The 17,317-nt window shown below is 72.0% G+C and carries 14 protein-coding genes; 13 read left to right on the top strand and 1 reads right to left on the bottom strand.

Going from position 1 to position 17,317, the window contains the following annotated elements; genetic code table 11:
- Nucleotides 1-14: 14 nt before the first annotated feature.
- The 13 genes from BM076_RS08895 to BM076_RS08835 all read left to right on the top strand — a co-directional run bounded on the left by BM076_RS08895 (nucleotide 15) and on the right by BM076_RS08835 (nucleotide 16,352).
- On the top strand, nucleotides 15-1,040 hold the full coding sequence (locus BM076_RS08895; protein ID WP_093712879.1) for an aspartate carbamoyltransferase catalytic subunit: 1,026 nt from the start codon (nucleotides 15-17) through the stop codon (nucleotides 1,038-1,040).
- A gap of 2 nt (nucleotides 1,041-1,042) precedes the next feature.
- Nucleotides 1,043-2,362: a dihydroorotase gene (locus BM076_RS08890; protein ID WP_093712878.1), complete on the top strand. Its 1,320-nt coding sequence runs from the start codon at nucleotides 1,043-1,045 to the stop codon at nucleotides 2,360-2,362.
- Nucleotides 2,359-2,973: a PH-like domain-containing protein gene (locus BM076_RS08885; protein ID WP_177246381.1), complete on the top strand. Its 615-nt coding sequence runs from the start codon at nucleotides 2,359-2,361 to the stop codon at nucleotides 2,971-2,973. Before BM076_RS08890 ends, BM076_RS08885 begins: the two co-directional genes overlap by 4 nt.
- Entirely contained in the window at nucleotides 2,970-4,103 is a 1,134-nt protein-coding gene (gene carA, locus BM076_RS08880; RefSeq protein ID WP_093712877.1) for a glutamine-hydrolyzing carbamoyl-phosphate synthase small subunit, read from the top strand. The genes BM076_RS08885 and carA overlap by 4 nt, the downstream gene beginning before the upstream one ends.
- Nucleotides 4,096-7,413, top strand: coding sequence for a carbamoyl-phosphate synthase large subunit (gene carB, locus BM076_RS08875; RefSeq protein WP_093712876.1), 3,318 nt, complete (start codon nucleotides 4,096-4,098; stop codon nucleotides 7,411-7,413). Before carA ends, carB begins: the two co-directional genes overlap by 8 nt.
- A gap of 9 nt (nucleotides 7,414-7,422) precedes the next feature.
- On the top strand, nucleotides 7,423-8,532 hold the full coding sequence (locus BM076_RS08870) for a quinone-dependent dihydroorotate dehydrogenase (RefSeq protein ID WP_093712875.1): 1,110 nt from the start codon (nucleotides 7,423-7,425) through the stop codon (nucleotides 8,530-8,532).
- A complete protein-coding gene (gene pyrF / locus BM076_RS08865) occupies nucleotides 8,529-9,395 on the top strand; it encodes an orotidine-5'-phosphate decarboxylase (protein ID WP_093712874.1) in 867 nt (288 codons plus the stop codon). Before BM076_RS08870 ends, pyrF begins: the two co-directional genes overlap by 4 nt.
- A 373-nt stretch (nucleotides 9,396-9,768) precedes the next feature.
- The gene (locus tag BM076_RS08860; RefSeq protein WP_093712873.1) at nucleotides 9,769-10,092 is read left to right on the top strand and encodes an integration host factor; all 324 of its coding nucleotides are present in this window, start codon (nucleotides 9,769-9,771) and stop codon (nucleotides 10,090-10,092) included.
- A gap of 38 nt (nucleotides 10,093-10,130) precedes the next feature.
- On the top strand, nucleotides 10,131-10,754 hold the full coding sequence (gene gmk, locus BM076_RS08855) for a guanylate kinase (protein ID WP_093712872.1): 624 nt from the start codon (nucleotides 10,131-10,133) through the stop codon (nucleotides 10,752-10,754).
- Between the two features lie 69 nt (nucleotides 10,755-10,823).
- Nucleotides 10,824-11,096: a DNA-directed RNA polymerase subunit omega gene (gene rpoZ / locus BM076_RS08850; protein ID WP_031515417.1), complete on the top strand. Its 273-nt coding sequence runs from the start codon at nucleotides 10,824-10,826 to the stop codon at nucleotides 11,094-11,096.
- A gap of 98 nt (nucleotides 11,097-11,194) precedes the next feature.
- A complete protein-coding gene (gene coaBC, locus BM076_RS08845; RefSeq protein ID WP_093712871.1) occupies nucleotides 11,195-12,424 on the top strand; it encodes a bifunctional phosphopantothenoylcysteine decarboxylase/phosphopantothenate--cysteine ligase CoaBC in 1,230 nt (409 codons plus the stop codon).
- Nucleotides 12,425-12,566: 142 nt separating this feature from the next.
- The gene (gene metK / locus BM076_RS08840) at nucleotides 12,567-13,784 is read left to right on the top strand and encodes a methionine adenosyltransferase (RefSeq protein WP_093712870.1); all 1,218 of its coding nucleotides are present in this window, start codon (nucleotides 12,567-12,569) and stop codon (nucleotides 13,782-13,784) included.
- A 414-nt stretch (nucleotides 13,785-14,198) separates the two neighbouring features.
- On the top strand, nucleotides 14,199-16,352 hold the full coding sequence (locus tag BM076_RS08835) for a primosomal protein N' (RefSeq protein WP_245795872.1): 2,154 nt from the start codon (nucleotides 14,199-14,201) through the stop codon (nucleotides 16,350-16,352).
- Between the two features lie 410 nt (nucleotides 16,353-16,762).
- On the opposite strand, the gene BM076_RS08830 is transcribed toward BM076_RS08835, so the two are convergent.
- Nucleotides 16,763-17,263 (bottom strand): hypothetical protein, encoded by a 501-nt coding sequence (locus tag BM076_RS08830; protein WP_093712868.1) that lies wholly within the window; start codon nucleotides 17,261-17,263, stop codon nucleotides 16,763-16,765.
- Nucleotides 17,264-17,317: the final 54 nt, after the last annotated feature.

The following is a 17,317-nucleotide window of genomic DNA, read 5'->3' as shown; positions in this document are numbered from 1 at the left end:
CCGGAGTGACCCGCATGAAGCGCCACCTGATCTCGGCCGCCGACCTCAGCCGCGACGACGCCCTGCTCGTCCTCGACACCGCCGAGGAAATGGCCCGCGTCGCCGACCGGCCCATCAAGAAGCTGCCCACCCTGCGCGGCCGGACCGTCGTCAACCTCTTCTTCGAGGACTCGACCCGCACCCGCATCTCCTTCGAGGCCGCCGCCAAGCGGCTGTCCGCCGACGTCATCAACTTCTCCGCCAAGGGGTCCTCGGTCTCCAAGGGCGAATCGCTCAAGGACACCGCGCTGACCCTGGAGGCGATGGGCGCCGACGCCGTCGTCATCCGGCACGGCTCCTCCGGCGCCCCGCACCGGCTGGCCACCTCCGGCTGGATCAACGGCTCGGTGGTCAACGCGGGCGACGGCACCCACGAACACCCCACCCAGGCGCTGCTCGACGCCTTCACCATGCGCCGCCACCTGTCCGGCGTCGGCCGCGACCTGGAAGGCCGCCGGATCACCATCGTCGGCGACATCCTGCACAGCCGGGTCGCCCGCTCCAATGTGCTGCTGCTCAACACGCTCGGCGCGCACGTCACCCTCGTCGCGCCGCCCACCCTGCTGCCGATCGGCGTCGAGCAGTGGCCCTGCGAGGTCAGCTACGACCTGGACGCGGTGCTCGCCCGCACCGACGCGCTGATGATGCTGCGCGTGCAGAGCGAGCGGATGAACGCCGCCTTCTTCCCGACCGAACGCGAGTACACCCGCCGCTACGGCCTGGACGGGCTGCGGATGGCGGTGCTGCCCGAGCACGCCATCGTCATGCACCCCGGCCCGATGAACCGCGGCATGGAGATCACCGCCGAGGTCGCCGACTCACCGCGCTGCACCGTCGTGGAGCAGGTCGCCAACGGCGTCAGCACCCGGATGGCGGTGCTGTATCTGCTGCTCGGCGGCTCGGAACCGGCGATCGCCACCACGTCGGCCACGGCCGTACCGGTCGCCACCGCCCCCGCCAACGGCGCGACCACCGCCGCCCGCACCGAGGAGAGCAAGTAACCATGAGCAAGATCCTGATCCGCGGCGCGAAGGTGCTGGGCGGCGAGCCGCAGGACGTCCTCATCGACGGCGAGACCATCGCGGCGATCGGCACCGGCCTGTCCGGCGGGGAGGGCGGCCCCGGCGCCGACGGCGACGCCCCCGCCACCGTGATCGACGCCGAGGGCCGGATGGTCCTGCTGCCCGGCCTCGTCGACCTCCACACCCACCTGCGCGAGCCCGGCCGCGAGGACTCCGAGACCGTCCTCACCGGCACCCGGGCCGCCGCTGTCGGCGGCTACACCGCCGTGCACGCCATGGCCAACACCTTCCCCGTCGCCGACACCGCGGGCGTCGTCGAGCAGGTCTGGCGGCTCGGCAAGGAATCCGGCTACTGCGACGTGCAGCCGGTCGGCGCCGTCACCGTCGGCCTGGAGGGCAAGCAGCTCGCCGAACTCGGCGCCATGGCCGATTCCGCCGCCCAGGTCCGGGTCTTCTCCGACGACGGCAAGTGCGTGGACGACGCGGTGATCATGCGCCGCGCGCTGGAGTACGTGAAGGCGTTCGACGGCGTCGTCGCCCAGCACGCCCAGGAGCCGCGGCTCACCGAGGGCGCCCAGATGAACGAGGGCACCGTCTCCGGCGAACTGGGCCTGACCGGCTGGCCGGCGGTCGCCGAGGAGTCGATCATCGCCCGCGACATCCTGCTCGCCGCGCACGTCGGCTCCCGCGTCCACATCTGCCACCTGTCCACCGCCGGCTCGGTCGAACTGGTCCGCTGGGCCAAGTCCAAGGGCTGGGACGTCACCGCCGAGGTCACCCCGCACCACCTGCTGCTCACCGACGAGCTGGTCAGGACGTACAACCCGGTCTACAAGGTCAACCCGCCGCTGCGCACCGAGGCCGACGTGCTCGCGCTGCGCGAGGCGCTCGCCGACGGCACCATCGACTGTGTGGCCACCGACCATGCCCCGCACCCGCACGAGGACAAGGACTGCGAGTGGGCCGCCGCCGCCATGGGCATGGTGGGCCTGGAGACCGCGCTGTCCGTCGTGCAGCACACCATGGTCGACACCGGGCTGCTCGACTGGGCGGGCGTCGCCGACCGGATGTCGGCCCGCCCCGCGGTCATCGGCCGCCTCGCCGGACACGGCCGCCCGCTCGCCGCGGGCGAGCCCGCCAACCTCGTGCTGCTCGATCCCGCATACCGTGGAGTCGTCAATCCCGCGGGCTTCGCCTCCCGCAGCCGCAACACCCCGTACGAGGGACGCGAGCTGCCGGGCCGGGTCTTCGCCACCTTCCTGCGGGGCCAGGCGACGGTCATGGACGGGAAGCTCACGTGACACCTCTGACACTGCTGGCGGCCGGTACGGCACAGGCCGCGGAGAAGCACTCGGCGAAGGTCACCGACTGGACCGACCGGATCGGCTGGATCGTCGGCCTGGCCCTGTTCGTCGGCCTGGTCTACTGGCTGATGCGGCAGGGCTGGCAGTGGCGCCGTACCCTCCAGGGCGGCCTGCCCGCCCTGCCGCAGCCGCCCGAGGAGACGAGCGGGCCGCTGCTGGAGAGCGAGGGCCGCTACCACGGCAGTACCACCGCCGGGCAGTGGCTGGACCGGATCGTCGCCCACGGCCTGGGCGTCCGCAGCAAGGTCCGGCTCACCCTCACCGAGGAGGGCCTGGACGCCGACCGGACCGGTGCCCCCGGCTTCTTCGTACCCGCCGCCGCGCTGCGCGGCGCGCGACTGGACAAGGGCATCGCGGGCAAGGTCCTCACCGAGGGCGGTCTGCTGATCGTCACCTGGGAGCACGGCGGCACCCTCATCGACTCCGGCTTCCGCGCCGACCGGGCGGCAGACCACCCGGCCTGGGTCGCGGAAGTCAACCGCCTCAGCGGCGACAGCGCAGTCGTCTTCGGCACCACCAAGGAACAGACAAAGGAAGGCGCACAATGACGACCTCCGTCCGGGCGGCCACCGCACCCGCCGTACTCGTCCTGGAGGACGGCCGCACCTTCCGCGGCCGTGCCTACGGGGCGGTGGGGGAGACCTTCGGGGAGGCCGTCTTCTCCACCGGGATGACCGGCTACCAGGAAACCCTCACCGACCCGTCGTACCACCGCCAGGTCGTCGTGATGACCGCCCCGCACGTCGGCAACACCGGCGTCAACGACGAGGACCCCGAGTCCTCCCGCATCTGGGTGTCCGGTTACGTCGTGCGCGACCCCGCCCGCACCCCCTCCAACTGGCGCTCCCGGCGCTCGCTCGACGAGGAGCTGACCGCCCAGGGCGTCGTCGGCATCAGCGGCATCGACACCCGCGCCCTCACCCGCCACCTGCGCGAGCGCGGCGCCATGCGCGTCGGCATCTTCTCCGGCAACGCACTGGCCGACGACGGCACCCTGCTCGCCCGGGTCCGGCAGGCCCCCGAGATGACCGGCGCCGACCTGTCCGCCGAGGTCGCCACCCAGGAGACGTACGTCGTCCCCGCGATCGGCGACAAGCGCTTCACCGTCGCCGCCCTCGACCTCGGCATCAAGGGCATGACCCCGCACCGGATGGCCGAGCGCGGCATCGAGGTGCACGTGCTGCCCGCGAACGCCACCGTCGAGGACGTCTACGCCGTCGCGCCCGACGGCGTCTTCCTCTCCAACGGCCCCGGCGACCCCGCCACCGCCGACCTCACCGTCATCCGGGCCGTACTGGAGCGCGGGACCCCGCTGTTCGGCATCTGCTTCGGCAACCAGCTCCTCGGCCGGGCCCTCGGCTTCGGCACGTACAAGCTGAAGTACGGCCACCGCGGCATCAACCAGCCGGTGCAGGACCGCGCCACCGGCAAGGTCGAGGTCACCGCGCACAACCACGGCTTCGCCGTGGACGCCCCGCTGGACCGGGTCAGCGACACCCCGTACGGCCGCGCCGAGGTCAGCCACGTCTGCCTCAACGACGACGTCGTGGAGGGGCTGCGGCTGCTCGACCGGCCCGCCTTCAGCGTCCAGTACCACCCGGAGGCGGCGGCGGGACCGCACGACGCCGCCTACCTGTTCGACCGTTTCGTCTCCCTGATGGAGGGCCAGCGTGCCTAAGCGCACCGATATCCAGTCCGTCCTGGTCATCGGCTCCGGCCCGATCGTCATCGGCCAGGCGGCCGAGTTCGACTACTCCGGCACCCAGGCGTGCCGGGTGCTCAAGGCCGAGGGCCTGCGGGTGATCCTGGTCAACTCCAACCCGGCCACGATCATGACCGACCCGGAGATCGCCGACGCCACCTACGTCGAGCCGATCACCCCGGAATTCGTCGAGAAGATCATCGCCAAGGAGCGGCCCGACGCGCTGCTGCCCACCCTCGGCGGCCAGACCGCGCTCAACACCGCGATCTCCCTGCACGAGAACGGCGTCCTGGCCAAGTACGGCGTCGAACTGATCGGCGCCAATGTCGAGGCCATCAACAAGGGCGAGGACCGCGAGCTGTTCAAGGGCGTCGTCGAGGCGGTGCACGCCAAGATCGGCCACGGCGAGTCCGCACGCTCGGTGATCTGCCACTCCATGGACGACGTGCTGGCCGGCGTCGACACCCTCGGCGGCTACCCCGTCGTCGTCCGCCCCTCCTTCACCATGGGCGGCGCCGGTTCCGGCTTCGCGCACGACGAGGAGGAACTGCGCCGCATCGCCGGCCAGGGCCTGACGCTCTCGCCGACCACCGAGGTGCTCCTGGAGGAGTCCATCCTCGGCTGGAAGGAGTACGAGCTGGAGCTGATGCGCGACAAGCACGACAACGTCGTGGTGGTCTGCTCCATCGAGAACTTCGACCCGATGGGCGTGCACACGGGCGACTCCATCACCGTCGCGCCGGCGATGACGCTCACCGACCGCGAGTACCAGATCCTGCGGGACATCGGCATCGCCGTGATCCGTGAGGTCGGCGTCGACACCGGCGGCTGCAACATCCAGTTCGCCGTCAACCCCGAGGACGGCCGGGTCATCGTCATCGAGATGAACCCGCGGGTCTCCCGCTCCTCCGCGCTCGCCTCCAAGGCCACCGGCTTCCCGATCGCCAAGATCGCCGCCCGGCTCGCCGTCGGCTACACGCTGGACGAGATCCCCAACGACATCACCGAGAAGACCCCCGCGTCCTTCGAGCCGACGCTGGACTACGTCGTGGTGAAGGTGCCGCGCTTCGCCTTCGAGAAGTTCCCGGCCGCCGACGCCACCCTCACCACCACCATGAAGTCGGTCGGCGAGGCCATGGCCATCGGCCGCAATTTCACCGAGGCCCTCAACAAGGCGCTGCGCTCGCTGGAGAAGAAGGGCTCGCAGTTCGACTTCACCACGCCCGTCTCCGCCGGTGACAAGGCCGCGCTGCTGGCGAAGGCCGGCATCCCCACCGACGGCCGGATCAACACGGTGATGACCGCGATCCGCGCCGGGGCCAACCGGCAGGAAGTCTTCGACGCCACCCGGATCGACCCCTGGTTCGTGGACCAGCTCTTCCTGATCCACGAATACGCGGTCGAGCTGGCCGCCGCCGACCGGCTCGACCCCGAACTGCTCGCCGAGGCCAAGCGGCACGGCTTCTCCGACGCCCAGATCGCCGGCATCCGCGGCTTGCGCGAGGACGTCGTCCGCGAGGTCCGGCACACCCTCGGCATCCGCCCGGTCTACAAGACCGTCGACACCTGCGCCGCCGAATTCGCCGCGTCCACGCCGTACTTCTACTCCTCCTACGACGAGGAGAGCGAGGTCGCGCCGCGCGAGAAGCCCGCCGTGATCATCCTCGGCTCCGGGCCCAACCGGATCGGCCAGGGCATCGAGTTCGACTACTCCTGCGTGCACGCCTCCTTCGCGCTGCACGACGCCGGGTACGAGACCGTGATGGTCAACTGCAACCCGGAGACCGTCTCCACCGACTACGACACCTCCGACCGGCTCTACTTCGAGCCGCTCACCCTGGAGGACGTCCTGGAGATCGTGCACGCCGAGCAGGCCGCGGGACCGGTCGCGGGCGTCGTCGTCCAGCTCGGCGGCCAGACCCCGCTGGGCCTGGCCCAGGCGCTCAAGGACAACGGGGTACCGGTCGTCGGCACCTCGCCCGAGGCCATCCACCTCGCCGAGGACCGCGGCGCCTTCGGCCGGGTGCTCGCCGAGGCCGGACTGCCCGCGCCCAAGCACGGCACCGCCGTCACCTTCGACGGCGCCAAGGCCATCGCCGACGAGATCGGCTACCCGGTACTGGTCCGCCCCTCCTACGTACTCGGCGGGCGCGGCATGGAGATCGTCTACGACGAGACCCGGCTCGCCGCGTACATCGCCGAGTCCACCGAGATCAGCGCCGACCGCCCGGTGCTCGTCGACCGCTTCCTCGACGACGCCATCGAGATCGACGTGGACGCCCTCTACGACGGGCACGAGCTGTATCTCGGCGGCGTCATGGAGCACATCGAGGAGGCCGGCATCCACTCCGGCGACTCGGCGTGCGCGCTGCCGCCGATCACCCTCGGCGGCCACGACATCAAGCGGCTGCGCGCCTCCACCGAGGCGATCGCGGCCGGCGTCGGCGTCCAAGGACTGATCAACATCCAGTTCGCGCTGGCCGGGGACATCCTCTACGTGCTGGAGGCCAACCCGCGCGCCTCCCGTACCGTCCCCTTCACCTCCAAGGCGACCGCGGTGCCACTGGCCAAGGCCGCCGCGCGGATCTCGCTCGGCGCCACCGTCGCCGAGCTGCGCGCCGAGGGCCTGCTGCCGGCCACCGGCGACGGCGGCACCCTGCCGCTGGACGCGCCGATCTCCGTCAAGGAGGCCGTGCTGCCCTGGTCCCGCTTCCGGGACGTGCAGGGCCGCGGCGTCGACACCATCCTCGGCCCGGAGATGCGCTCCACCGGCGAGGTCATGGGCATCGACGCGGTCTTCGGCACCGCCTACGCCAAGTCGCAGGCCGGCGCGTACGGCGCGCTGCCCACCAAGGGCCGGGCCTTCGTGTCGGTCGCCAACCGCGACAAGCGGGCGCTGATCTTCCCGGCCCGCGCGCTCATCGAGCACGGCTTCGAACTGCTCGCCACCTCCGGCACCGCCGAGGTGCTGCGGCGCAACGGCATCGAGGCGCGGATCGTCCGCAAGCAGAGCGAGGGCGTCGGCCCTGACGGCGAACCCACCGTCGTCACCCTCATCCACGAGGGCGAGGTCGACCTCATCGTCAACACCCCGTTCGGCACCGGCGGCCGGCTCGACGGCTACGACATCCGCACCGCCGCCGTCGCCCGCGGCGTCCCGTGCCTGACCACCGTCCAGGCGCTCGCCGCGGCCGTCCAGGGCATCGACGCCCTCAACGGCGGCACCATCACGGTGCGCTCCCTCCAGGAGCACGCGGAGCACCTGACCGCGGCGCGCGAGAGCTGAGGGCGGCCGATGTACGCGCTCTTCTTCCGGCTCTTCTTCCGCCGCATGGACGCCGAGCGGGCCCACCACCTGGCCTTCCGGTGGATCCGGCTGGCCGCGCGGGTGCCCGTCCTGCGGACCTTCGTGGCCGCCGCGCTGGCACCGCGTTACGAGTCGCTGCGGACCGAGGCGCTGGGGCTGCGGATGCACGGCCCGTTCGGCCTGGCGGCCGGCTTCGACAAGAACGCGGTCGCCATCGACGGCATGGCCATGCTCGGCTTCGACCATGTCGAGATCGGCACGGTCACCGCGCAGGGCCAGCCGGGCAATCCGCAGCCGCGGCTGTTCCGGCTGGTCGACGACCGCGCGCTGATCAACCGGATGGGCTTCAACAACGACGGGTCGGCCGCCGTCGCCGACCGGCTCGCCGCCCGCCGGCCGGTGTTCCGTACCACCGTCGGCGTCAACATCGGCAAGACCAAGACCGTCCCCGAGGCGGAGGCCGTCGCCGACTACGTGACGTCGACCGAGCGGCTCGCCGCGCACGCCGACTACCTCGTGGTCAATGTGTCCTCGCCGAACACCCCGGGCCTGCGCAATCTCCAGGCCACCGAGGCGCTGCGCCCGCTGCTGACGGCGGTCCGCGAGGCCGCCGCCCGTACGGTGACCGGCCGCCGCGTACCGCTCCTGGTCAAGATCGCGCCCGATCTGGCGGACGAGGACGTCGACGCCGTCGCCGACCTCGCGGTGGAACTGGGCCTGGACGGCATCATCGCCACCAACACCACCATCGCCCGCGACGGCCTGGGCCTGGCGTCCGACCCGCGGCTGACCGCCGAGACCGGCGGCCTGTCGGGGGCGCCGCTGCGGGACCGCTCCATGGAAGTGCTGCGCAGGCTCTACACCCGGGTCGGCGACCGGATCACACTGGTCGGTGTCGGCGGCATCCGGGACGCCGAGGACGCCTGGCAGCGGATCCTGGCGGGCGCCACCCTCGTCCAGGGCTACAGCGCCTTCGTCTACCAGGGCCCGTTCTGGATGCGGTCGGTCCACAAGGGCCTGGCCGCCCGGCTGGCCACCAGCCCGTACGCCACCCTCGCCGAGGCCGTCGGCGCAGACACCCGGAAGGTGACCGTATGACCGACCCCGCGACCGAACCCGTGGACACCCTCGAACCCTTCGGCGCCCGGCTGCGGCGGGCCATGGACACCCGCGGACAGCTCTGCGTCGGCATCGACCCGCACGCCTCGCTGCTCACCGACTGGGGTCTGAACGACGACGTCGCCGGTCTCGAACGCTTCACGATGACCGTGGTCGCGGCGCTCGCGGACCGCACCGCGGTCTTCAAGCCGCAGTCGGCGTTCTTCGAGCGCTTCGGCTCGCGCGGCATCGCCGTCCTGGAGCGGGCGGTCGAGGAGGCGCGGGCGGCGGGCGTACTGGTGCTGATGGACGCCAAGCGCGGTGACATCGGCTCGACGATGGCCGCGTACGCCGCGACCTATCTGGACAAGGACTCGCCGCTGTTCTGCGACGCGGTCACCGTCAGCCCGTACCTGGGCTTCGAGTCGCTGCGGCCGGCCCTGGACGCGGCGCGGGTCTCCGGCTCCGGGGTCTTCGTGCTCGCGCTGACCTCCAATCCGGAGGGCGCGCAGGTGCAGCGGGCGACCTCGCCCGGCGGGGCCTCGGTCGCGCAGGTGATGCTCGACCACATGGCGGCGGAGAACGCGGGCGTCACACCGCTGGGCTCGGTCGGCGCGGTGGTCGGCGCGACCCTCACCGAGGCGGACGCGGACCTGGACATCAACGGGCCGCTGCTGGCCCCCGGCATCGGCGCGCAGGGCGCGATGCCCGCGGGGCTGCCGGCGCTGTTCGGTTCCGTGATGGCCAATGTGGTGCCGAGCGTCAGCCGCGACGTGCTCCGGCACGGCCCGGACGTCGCCGGGCTGCGCTCGGCGGCGGCGCGCTTCACCGACGAGGTGCGCGCGGCGGTCCAACTCGGCTGAGACGTACGGGAGTCCGGGCCGCGGCGGGTGCGCCGTCCGGCCCGGGACCCGCGCACGCCGCGACGAAATCTTGCCCCCGCAGCGTCCCTGATGGGGCCGGTCGCACGCCGTTTAAACGTCAAAAAGAAGGTTCGGATTCAACCACCTGGCCTCTTGACCGTAAAACCTGTTCCGCTTTGCCCCAATTATCCCGCTGGATCGAGTCTGACCAGGACTTTTCGTCTGTTCTCGCTGACTTGAGCCGTTCGGACCGCTAGTCTCCGACAGGAGCGACGCCGTTCACTCGCGTCGCTTCTCGCCCCGTAAACGCGGGGGGAGTGTGCTCCACCACACGGTCCATATCCGATTGCTCTACATCCGAGGTGACGTAGGCGTGGCTCTTCCGCCCCTTACCCCTGAACAGCGCGCTGCCGCGCTCGAAAAGGCCGCCGCGGCTCGCCGGGAGCGCGCCGAGGTCAAGAACCGGCTCAAGCACTCCGGCGCCTCTCTGCACGAGGTCATCAAGCAGGGCCAGGAGAATGATGTCATCGGCAAGATGAAGGTCTCCGCCCTTCTCGAGTCGCTCCCCGGCGTCGGCAAGGTCCGCGCCAAGCAGATCATGGAGCGGCTCGGCATCTCCGAGAGCCGTCGCGTCCGCGGTCTGGGGTCGAACCAGATCGCGTCCCTGGAGCGCGAGTTCGGCGGCGCGTCCGCCTGACGGTCCCAGCACCTTCGGGAACCAGGGATAATTGCTCCATGAGTTCTCCAGTCTCCCGGGGGGCGGCCCGCCCCCTCGCCTCGCAGGGGGCCGATCCGGCCCTCCCGGACAGACGCCCGCGGCTGACCGTGCTCTCCGGCCCCTCAGGGGTCGGCAAGAGCACGGTCGTCGCCCACTTGCGCACGGTGCACCCCGATGTCTGGCTCTCGGTCTCGGCCACCACGCGCAAGCCGCGGCCGGGCGAGCAGCACGGCGTCCAGTACTACTTCGTGGACGACGACGAGTTCGACAAGCTCGTCGCCAACGGCGAACTGCTGGAATGGGCCGAATTCGCCGGGAACCGGTACGGGACACCGCGCGCCGCCGTGCTCGACAAGCTGGGCGCGGGCGAGCCCGTACTGCTGGAGATCGACCTCCAGGGCGCGCGGCTGGTCCGCGAGTCGATGCCCGAGGCGCGGCTGGTCTTCCTGGCCCCGCCGAGCTGGGAGGAGCTGGTCCGCCGGCTCACCGGGCGCGGCACCGAATCGCCCGAGGTGATCGAGGAACGGCTCGCGGCGGCCCGGGTCGAACTGGCCGCCGAGGCCGAGTTCGACATGACCCTTGTCAACACCTCGGTCGAGGCTGTAGCGCGTGAGCTGCTAGCCTTGATGGAAGTTGACTGAATGAGCAGTGTTTGCTGCCGCGCGGAGTGACGCGCGGTCTCCGTTTCCACCAGTAGGGGTAGGTAGAGCGTGTCCTCTTCCATCACCACGCCCGAGGGCATCATCAATCCTCCGATTGACGAGCTGCTCGAAGCCACCGACTCGAAGTACAGCCTGGTGATCTACGCCGCCAAGCGCGCGCGCCAGATCAACGCGTACTACTCGCAGCTCGGCGAGGGCCTGCTGGAGTACGTCGGCCCGCTCGTGGACACCCATGTGCACGAGAAGCCGCTCTCCATCGCCCTGCGGGAGATCAACGCCGGCCTGCTGACCTCCGAGGCGGTCGAGGCGCCCGCCACCTGAGGGCGGCACGCATTCCAGCACGGGCCCGGCGGCGCGACCGCCGGGCCCGTGGTGTGTCATGGGACGTGAGCACAACGGATCTCGGGTCGGGAGACACGATGGGCAAACCACAGGTCGTGCTGGGTGTCGCCGGCGGCATCGCCGCCTACAAGGCGTGCGAGCTGCTGCGGCGGCTCACCGAGTCGGGACACTCCGTCCGGGTGGTGCCCACCGAGTCCGCGCTGCACTTCGTCGGCGAGGCCACCTGGTCGGCGCTGTCCGGCAACCCCGTCTCCACCCGGGTCTGGGACGACGTGCACGAGGTCCCGCACGTACGGATCGGGCAGCACGCCGACCTCGTCGTGGTCGCCCCCGCCACCGCCGACCTGCTCGCCAAGGCCGCCCACGGCCTCGCCGACGACCTGCTCACCAACACCCTGCTCACCGCCCGCTGCCCGGTCGTCTTCGCGCCCGCCATGCACACCGAGATGTGGGAGCACCCCGCCACCCAGGAGAACGTCGCCACCCTGCGCCGCCGGGGCAGCGTCGTCATCGAACCCGCCGTGGGCCGCCTCACCGGCGTCGACACCGGCAAGGGCCGGCTGCCCGACCCCGCGGAGATCTACGAGGTCTGCCGCCGCGTGCTGTCCCGCGGCCCCGCAGAACGCGACCTCGCGGGACGCCATGTGGTGATCAGCGCCGGCGGCACCCGCGAACCCCTCGACCCGGTCCGCTACCTCGGCAACCGCTCCTCCGGGAAGCAGGGCTACGCGCTGGCCCGTACCGCCGTCGCGCGCGGCGCCCGGGTCACCCTCGTCGCCGCCAACACCGGCCTCAGCGACCCGGCCGGTGCCGATGTCCTGACGGTCGGCACCGCGGAACAGTTGCGGGAGGCGGTGCTCAAGGCGGCGGCCGACGCCGACGCCGTGGTGATGGCCGCCGCCGTCGCCGACTTCCGGCCCGCGCACTACGCGGCCGGCAAGATCAAGAAGAAGGACGGCGAGGAGCCCGCGCCGCTCGAACTGGTCCGCAACCCCGACATCCTCGCCGAACTGTCCGCCCACCGGGGACGGCCGGGACAGCTCGTCGTGGGCTTCGCCGCCGAGACCGACGACGTCCTCGTCAATGGACGCGCCAAGCTCGCACGAAAGGGTTGCGATCTCCTCGTCGTGAATGAAGTGGGTGACGGCAAGGCATTCGGCACCGAGGAGAACGAAGCCGTGGTACTGGGCGCGGACGGCAGCGAGACGCCCGTTCCGTACGGGCCCAAGGAGGATCTCGCCGACCGGATCTGGGACCTCGTCGGCGAAAGATTGCCGGAAAGTGACGCCCCGGTGGAAGCGAAGTGACAGGTCGGCCGACGCATCCAAAGGTCGAGATGCCGTGTCACGTCCGGTGGCGCGGACTATAAGCTAGCGGTGGAGTGCCGGGCGCAGCCCTGCGCATTCCGCCAAGATTCAGCCAGCAGCCGCTGCAACCCCAGGGAGCAATGTGTCCCGCCGCCTTTTCACCTCGGAGTCCGTGACCGAGGGACACCCGGACAAGATCGCTGACCAGATCAGCGACACCATTCTCGACGCCCTGCTCGGGGCCGACCCGCACTCCCGGGTCGCCGTCGAGACGCTGATCACCACCGGTCAGGTGCACATCGCGGGTGAGGTCACGACCACCGCGTACGCCGACATCGCGACCCTGGTGCGCAACAAGATCCTCGACATCGGCTACGACTCGTCCAAGAAGGGCTTCGACGGCGCCTCCTGCGGCGTCTCGGTGTCCATCGGCGCGCAGTCCCCCGACATCGCGCAGGGCGTCGACACCGCCTACGAGAAGCGCGTCGCGGGTGCGGACGCCACCGACGACGACCTCAACAAGCAGGGCGCCGGCGACCAGGGCCTGATGTTCGGCTACGCCTCCGACGAGACGCCCGAGCTGATGCCGCTGCCGATCACGCTGGCCCACCGGCTCTCCCGCCGACTCACCGAGGTCCGCAAGAACGGCCAGATCCCGTACCTGCGCCCGGACGGCAAGACCCAGGTCACCATCGAGTACGACGGCGACAAGGCCGTCCGGCTCGACACCGTCGTGGTCTCCTCGCAGCACGCCTCCGACATCGACCTGGAGTCGCTGCTCGCCCCCGACATCCGCGAATTCGTGGTCGACGTCGAGCTGAAGGCACTGCTCGACGAGGGCATCAAGCTCGACACCGACGGCTACAAGCTGCTGGTCAACCCCACCGGCCGGTTCGAGATCGGCGGCCCGATGGGTGACGCGGGCCTCACCGGCCGCAAGATCATCATCGACACGTACGGTGGCATGGCCCGCCACGGTGGTGGCGCCTTCTCCGGCAAGGACCCGTCCAAGGTCGACCGTTCCGCCGCCTACGCGATGCGGTGGGTCGCCAAGAACGTGGTCGCGGCCGGGCTCGCCGCCCGCTGCGAGGTCCAGGTCGCGTACGCCATTGGCAAGGCGGAGCCCGTCGGGCTCTTCGTCGAGACCTTCGGCACGCAGAATGTGGACGTCGAGAAGATCGAGCAGGCCATCAGCCAGGTCTTCGACCTGCGGCCCGCCGCGATCATCCGTGACCTCGATCTGCTCCGGCCGATCTACGCTCAGACCGCGGCCTATGGTCACTTCGGGCGTGAGCTGCCCGATTTCACCTGGGAGCGGACGGACCGCGTCGACGCTCTTCGCTCGGCCGCGGGCCTCTAGCCCCCCTACGGCGCCCCCGCGCCCCGGGTTCCCCCCGGGTGCCCGGGGGCGCCGTCTTTTCCCCGGAGTACGGCCCCCTCCGGGGGTGGGGCGCCCCTTCGGGGTGGGGTGCGTGAGGTCTCCTGCGGAGTGCGGTGAGTCAGGTCTTTTAGGGGCGCGGGGAACTGCGCGGCCCGCCCCCACCGGGCCGGTGGTCGCAGAACAAACAGCGTCTGCCCCGCTGGGGGCGGTTTTTTGTCTGAAGGCGCGCGCGGGCTGAGCGCGCAGTTCCTCCCCCAGCTACCGCTGGGAGGTGCCCCCAGCGCCCCTATGGGGCACCCACTTCCGCCGGTGCAGCGCCGCGTCCCCGCGCCCCGGATGGGGCGCCCTGCTCCGTGGAGCGGGATTGTCCGAGGGGTCTGGGAGAATTCCAGGGTGAGCAGCGAGGATGGGGAGAAGGGGCCGCCCCGAGAGGAGAACCCCGCGGGAGGCGAGCAACTCGCGCTCATCCGGGAAACGGTGCGGAAGTCCAAGGAGCCCAAGGCCAAACCCCGGACGTGGCGCGGAGCGCCACTGGCGGAGGGCCTGCCCGTGGCCCGGGTCCTGGTGGACAAGGGCCTGCTGCACCTCGACCAGTTCTTCGACTACGCGGTGCCGGCCGCGATGGACGAGAAAGCACAACCCGGCGTCCGCGTAAGAGTCCGCTTCGGCGCACGGGTCGTGAAGGGCCGCAGAGAAGGCGGCTCACTGCACGACGGCTTCATCGTGGAGCGCCGCGCCGAAAGCGACTTCCGGGGCCCGCTGGCCCCCCTCGCCCAGGTGCTGTCCACCGAACAGGTCCTGACCCCGCCCCTGCTGAAGCTGTGCCGCCAGGTCGCCGACCGCTACGCGGGCGCCCTCGCGGACGTCGTCCAGCTCGCGGTGCCGCCGCGGATGGCCCGCGCCGAGCGCGACACGTCGCCGGACCCGCGGCCGCACCCGGCGGTGCCGGACCCGGGAAGCTGGCAGCGGTACGCGACCGGCCCCGCGTACCTCCAGGCGCTGGCCCGCGGCGACACCCCGCGCGCGGTGTGGCTGGCCCTGCCCGGCCCGCACTGGCCGCAGGAACTGGCACTGGCCGTCGCCACCACCCTGGCGTCCGGGCGCGGCGCGCTCGCCGTCCTGCCCGACGGCCGGGCCGCCGCACGGGTGGACGCCGCGCTCACCGAGATCCTCGGCGAGGGCCGCCACGTCCTGCTCACCGCCGACGCGGGCCCCGAGGAGCGCTACCGCCGCTGGCTGGCGGTCAGCCGCGGCGCGGTGCGGGCCGTCATCGGGACGCGCGCCGCGATGTTCGCGCCCGTCGCCGACCTCGGCCTCGTGGCGATCTGGGACGACGGCGACTCCAGCCACCTCGAACTCCACGCGCCGCAGCCGCACGCCCGCGATGTGCTGCTGCTGCGCGCGGCCGAGGAACGTACGGCCTTCCTGCTCGGCGGCCTGACCAGCACCGTGGAGGCGGCGCAGCTGGTGGAGAGCGGCTGGGCGCTGCCCTTGGCCGCGAGCCGCGACGCCGTACGGGCCGCCGCACCGCTGATCCGTACCGTCGGCGACGGCGACCAGGCCAGGGACGAGGCCGCGCGGGCCGCCCGGCTGCCGTCGATCGCCTGGCAGGTCACCCGCGATGCGCTGACCCGCGGCCCGGTCCTGGTACAGGTGCCGCGCCGCGGCTACGTCCCCAGGATGGCCTGCGACAACTGCCGTGAACCGGCCCGTTGCACCACCTGCGCCGGGCCGCTCGAACTCCGCGACCAGGGCGGCACCCCGCACTGCGGCTGGTGCGGGCGGCCCGCCGCCGACTGGCACTGCCCCGAATGCGGCGGCTTCCGGCTGCGCGCGCAGATCGTCGGGGCCCGGCGCACCGCGGAGGAACTGGGGCGGGCCTTCCCGAAGGTTCCCGTCCGTACCTCGGGCCGGGACACCGTCCTCGGGTCGGTCGGCGCCGCGCCCGCGCTGGTGATCGCCACTCCCGGCGCCGAGCCCGTCGCCGACTCCGGATACGCGGCGGCCCTGCTGCTCGACGGCTGGGCGCTGCTGAACCGGCCCGACCTGCGGGCCGGCGAGGAGGCGCTGCGCCGCTGGGCGCACGCCGCGGCTCTGGTCAGGCCCGCGGGGGAGGGCGGCACTGTCGTCGTCCTCGGCGAGCCGACGCTTCGGCCCGTCCAGGCCCTGGTCCGCTGGGACCCCGCCGGGCACGCCCTGCGCGAGCTGGCCGAGCGGGCCGAGCTGCGGTTTCCGCCGGTCTCCCGGATGGCCTCCGTCACCGGGCCGCCCGCCGCCGTCGCCGACCTCGCCGAGACGGTGCGCCTTCCCCCGGGTACCGATCTGCTCGGGCCGGTGCCCCTGCCCGTCCCGGCCTCGGGACCCGGGCGGACCCGCCGCCACGGTGAGCCGCCGCCCGGCGAACAGTGGGAACGGCTTCTGCTCCGCGTTCCCCCTGGCACCGGCTCCGCTCTTGCCGCTTCCCTCAAGGCCGCTCAGATCGCTCGCGCGACGCGTGGAGGAAACGAGCCGGTCCATATCCGGATGGACCCCACCGACATCGGCTAGCCGGCTCCGCCGGAGGGGTGCGGCATCTCCCTGCGGGTGCCCCTCTCGGCCGCGTCATGGCTCGCCGCGCAGTTCCCCGCGCCCCTGGGTGGGTGCCACCGTGCGTCGTCCTCGCAGTGCGGCTGCGGTGGGGGCTTGTCGCGCAGTTCCCCGCGCCCCTTGCGGGGCGCATCCGCCGTTGTCGGCGAAGGGTACGCCAGGTCTTTTCAGGGGCGCGGGGAACTGCGCGCTCAGCCCCCACCGCAGCCGCACTATGACGCCGGCCGGAAGAGGCACTCACCCGAAGGGCAAAGCCCCCCACCGGGCGGCAGGTGGCGACGGACCGTAGCCGCCCCCCCCGCCCCGGAGGGGCCGCCGCTCGACCGGTCGGCGTGGCGAGCGACGGCACCCCCTCCCCGGATGGGGACGGCTCAACCGTTCCGGGGCCCCGGAAGCGAGGTGACCGCCTCCTCGCGGTCGTCACGAGCGTCGTGCGAGCCCAGCGGCAGCGCCCCGGGCATGGAACGGGCCGCCGGCACGGAGGCGAGAGGCGCGGGGGTCCCCGTACCCTCGGTGGTCGGCGCCGGGCGGCGGCCACCGTAGCGGCGGTGGACGGCCTGCTTGGTGACGCCGAGGGCGGAGCCGACCGCGTCCCAGGAGAAGCCGAGGGAGCGGTCGAACTCGACCGCCGCCGTGACCAGGGTCTCCACACTGTCGCGCAGTTCCTGCGCGAGCCGGACCGTGGGAGCGGGCGCGCGCCCGTACACGACGAATCCGGCGGTGGGGCCGCTGCGGCGCGGCCGGTAGACGTTGCCCAGTTGGGCGGTCAGGGTCCGCAGCGCGTCCACCTGGCGGCGGACCCTTTCGATGTCCCGCACCAGCAGGTGCAGGCTGGCCCGTGCCTGGGCGTCAGGGGTTGCGTGGTCGGGCATCAACAAGCCTCTCCAACCGGCGATTACGTAAGGAATGGGCCGTGTGCATTGACC

Source organism: Actinacidiphila alni (genome assembly GCF_900112845.1).
In the GTDB taxonomy this organism is placed as follows: domain Bacteria; phylum Actinomycetota; class Actinomycetes; order Streptomycetales; family Streptomycetaceae; genus Actinacidiphila; species Actinacidiphila alni.
Note: the sequence above shows the minus strand (reverse complement) of the source record. Positions and strands in the feature narration are given on the sequence as shown.

Bases quoted from the DNA above. Each gene is read 5' to 3' on its own strand.
- BM076_RS08895 (WP_093712879.1), top strand. From the start codon at position 15: ATGAAGCGCCACCTGATCTCGGCCGCCGACCTCAGCCGCGACGACGCC.
- BM076_RS08890 (WP_093712878.1), top strand. From the start codon at position 1,043: ATGAGCAAGATCCTGATCCGCGGCGCGAAGGTGCTGGGCGGCGAGCCG.
- BM076_RS08830 (WP_093712868.1), bottom strand. From the start codon at position 17,263: ATGCCCGACCACGCAACCCCTGACGCCCAGGCACGGGCCAGCCTGCAC.
- carA (WP_093712877.1), top strand. From the start codon at position 2,970: ATGACGACCTCCGTCCGGGCGGCCACCGCACCCGCCGTACTCGTCCTG.
- BM076_RS08870 (WP_093712875.1), top strand. From the start codon at position 7,423: ATGTACGCGCTCTTCTTCCGGCTCTTCTTCCGCCGCATGGACGCCGAG.
- pyrF (WP_093712874.1), top strand. From the start codon at position 8,529: ATGACCGACCCCGCGACCGAACCCGTGGACACCCTCGAACCCTTCGGC.
- gmk (WP_093712872.1), top strand. From the start codon at position 10,131: ATGAGTTCTCCAGTCTCCCGGGGGGCGGCCCGCCCCCTCGCCTCGCAG.
- coaBC (WP_093712871.1), top strand. From the start codon at position 11,195: ATGGGCAAACCACAGGTCGTGCTGGGTGTCGCCGGCGGCATCGCCGCC.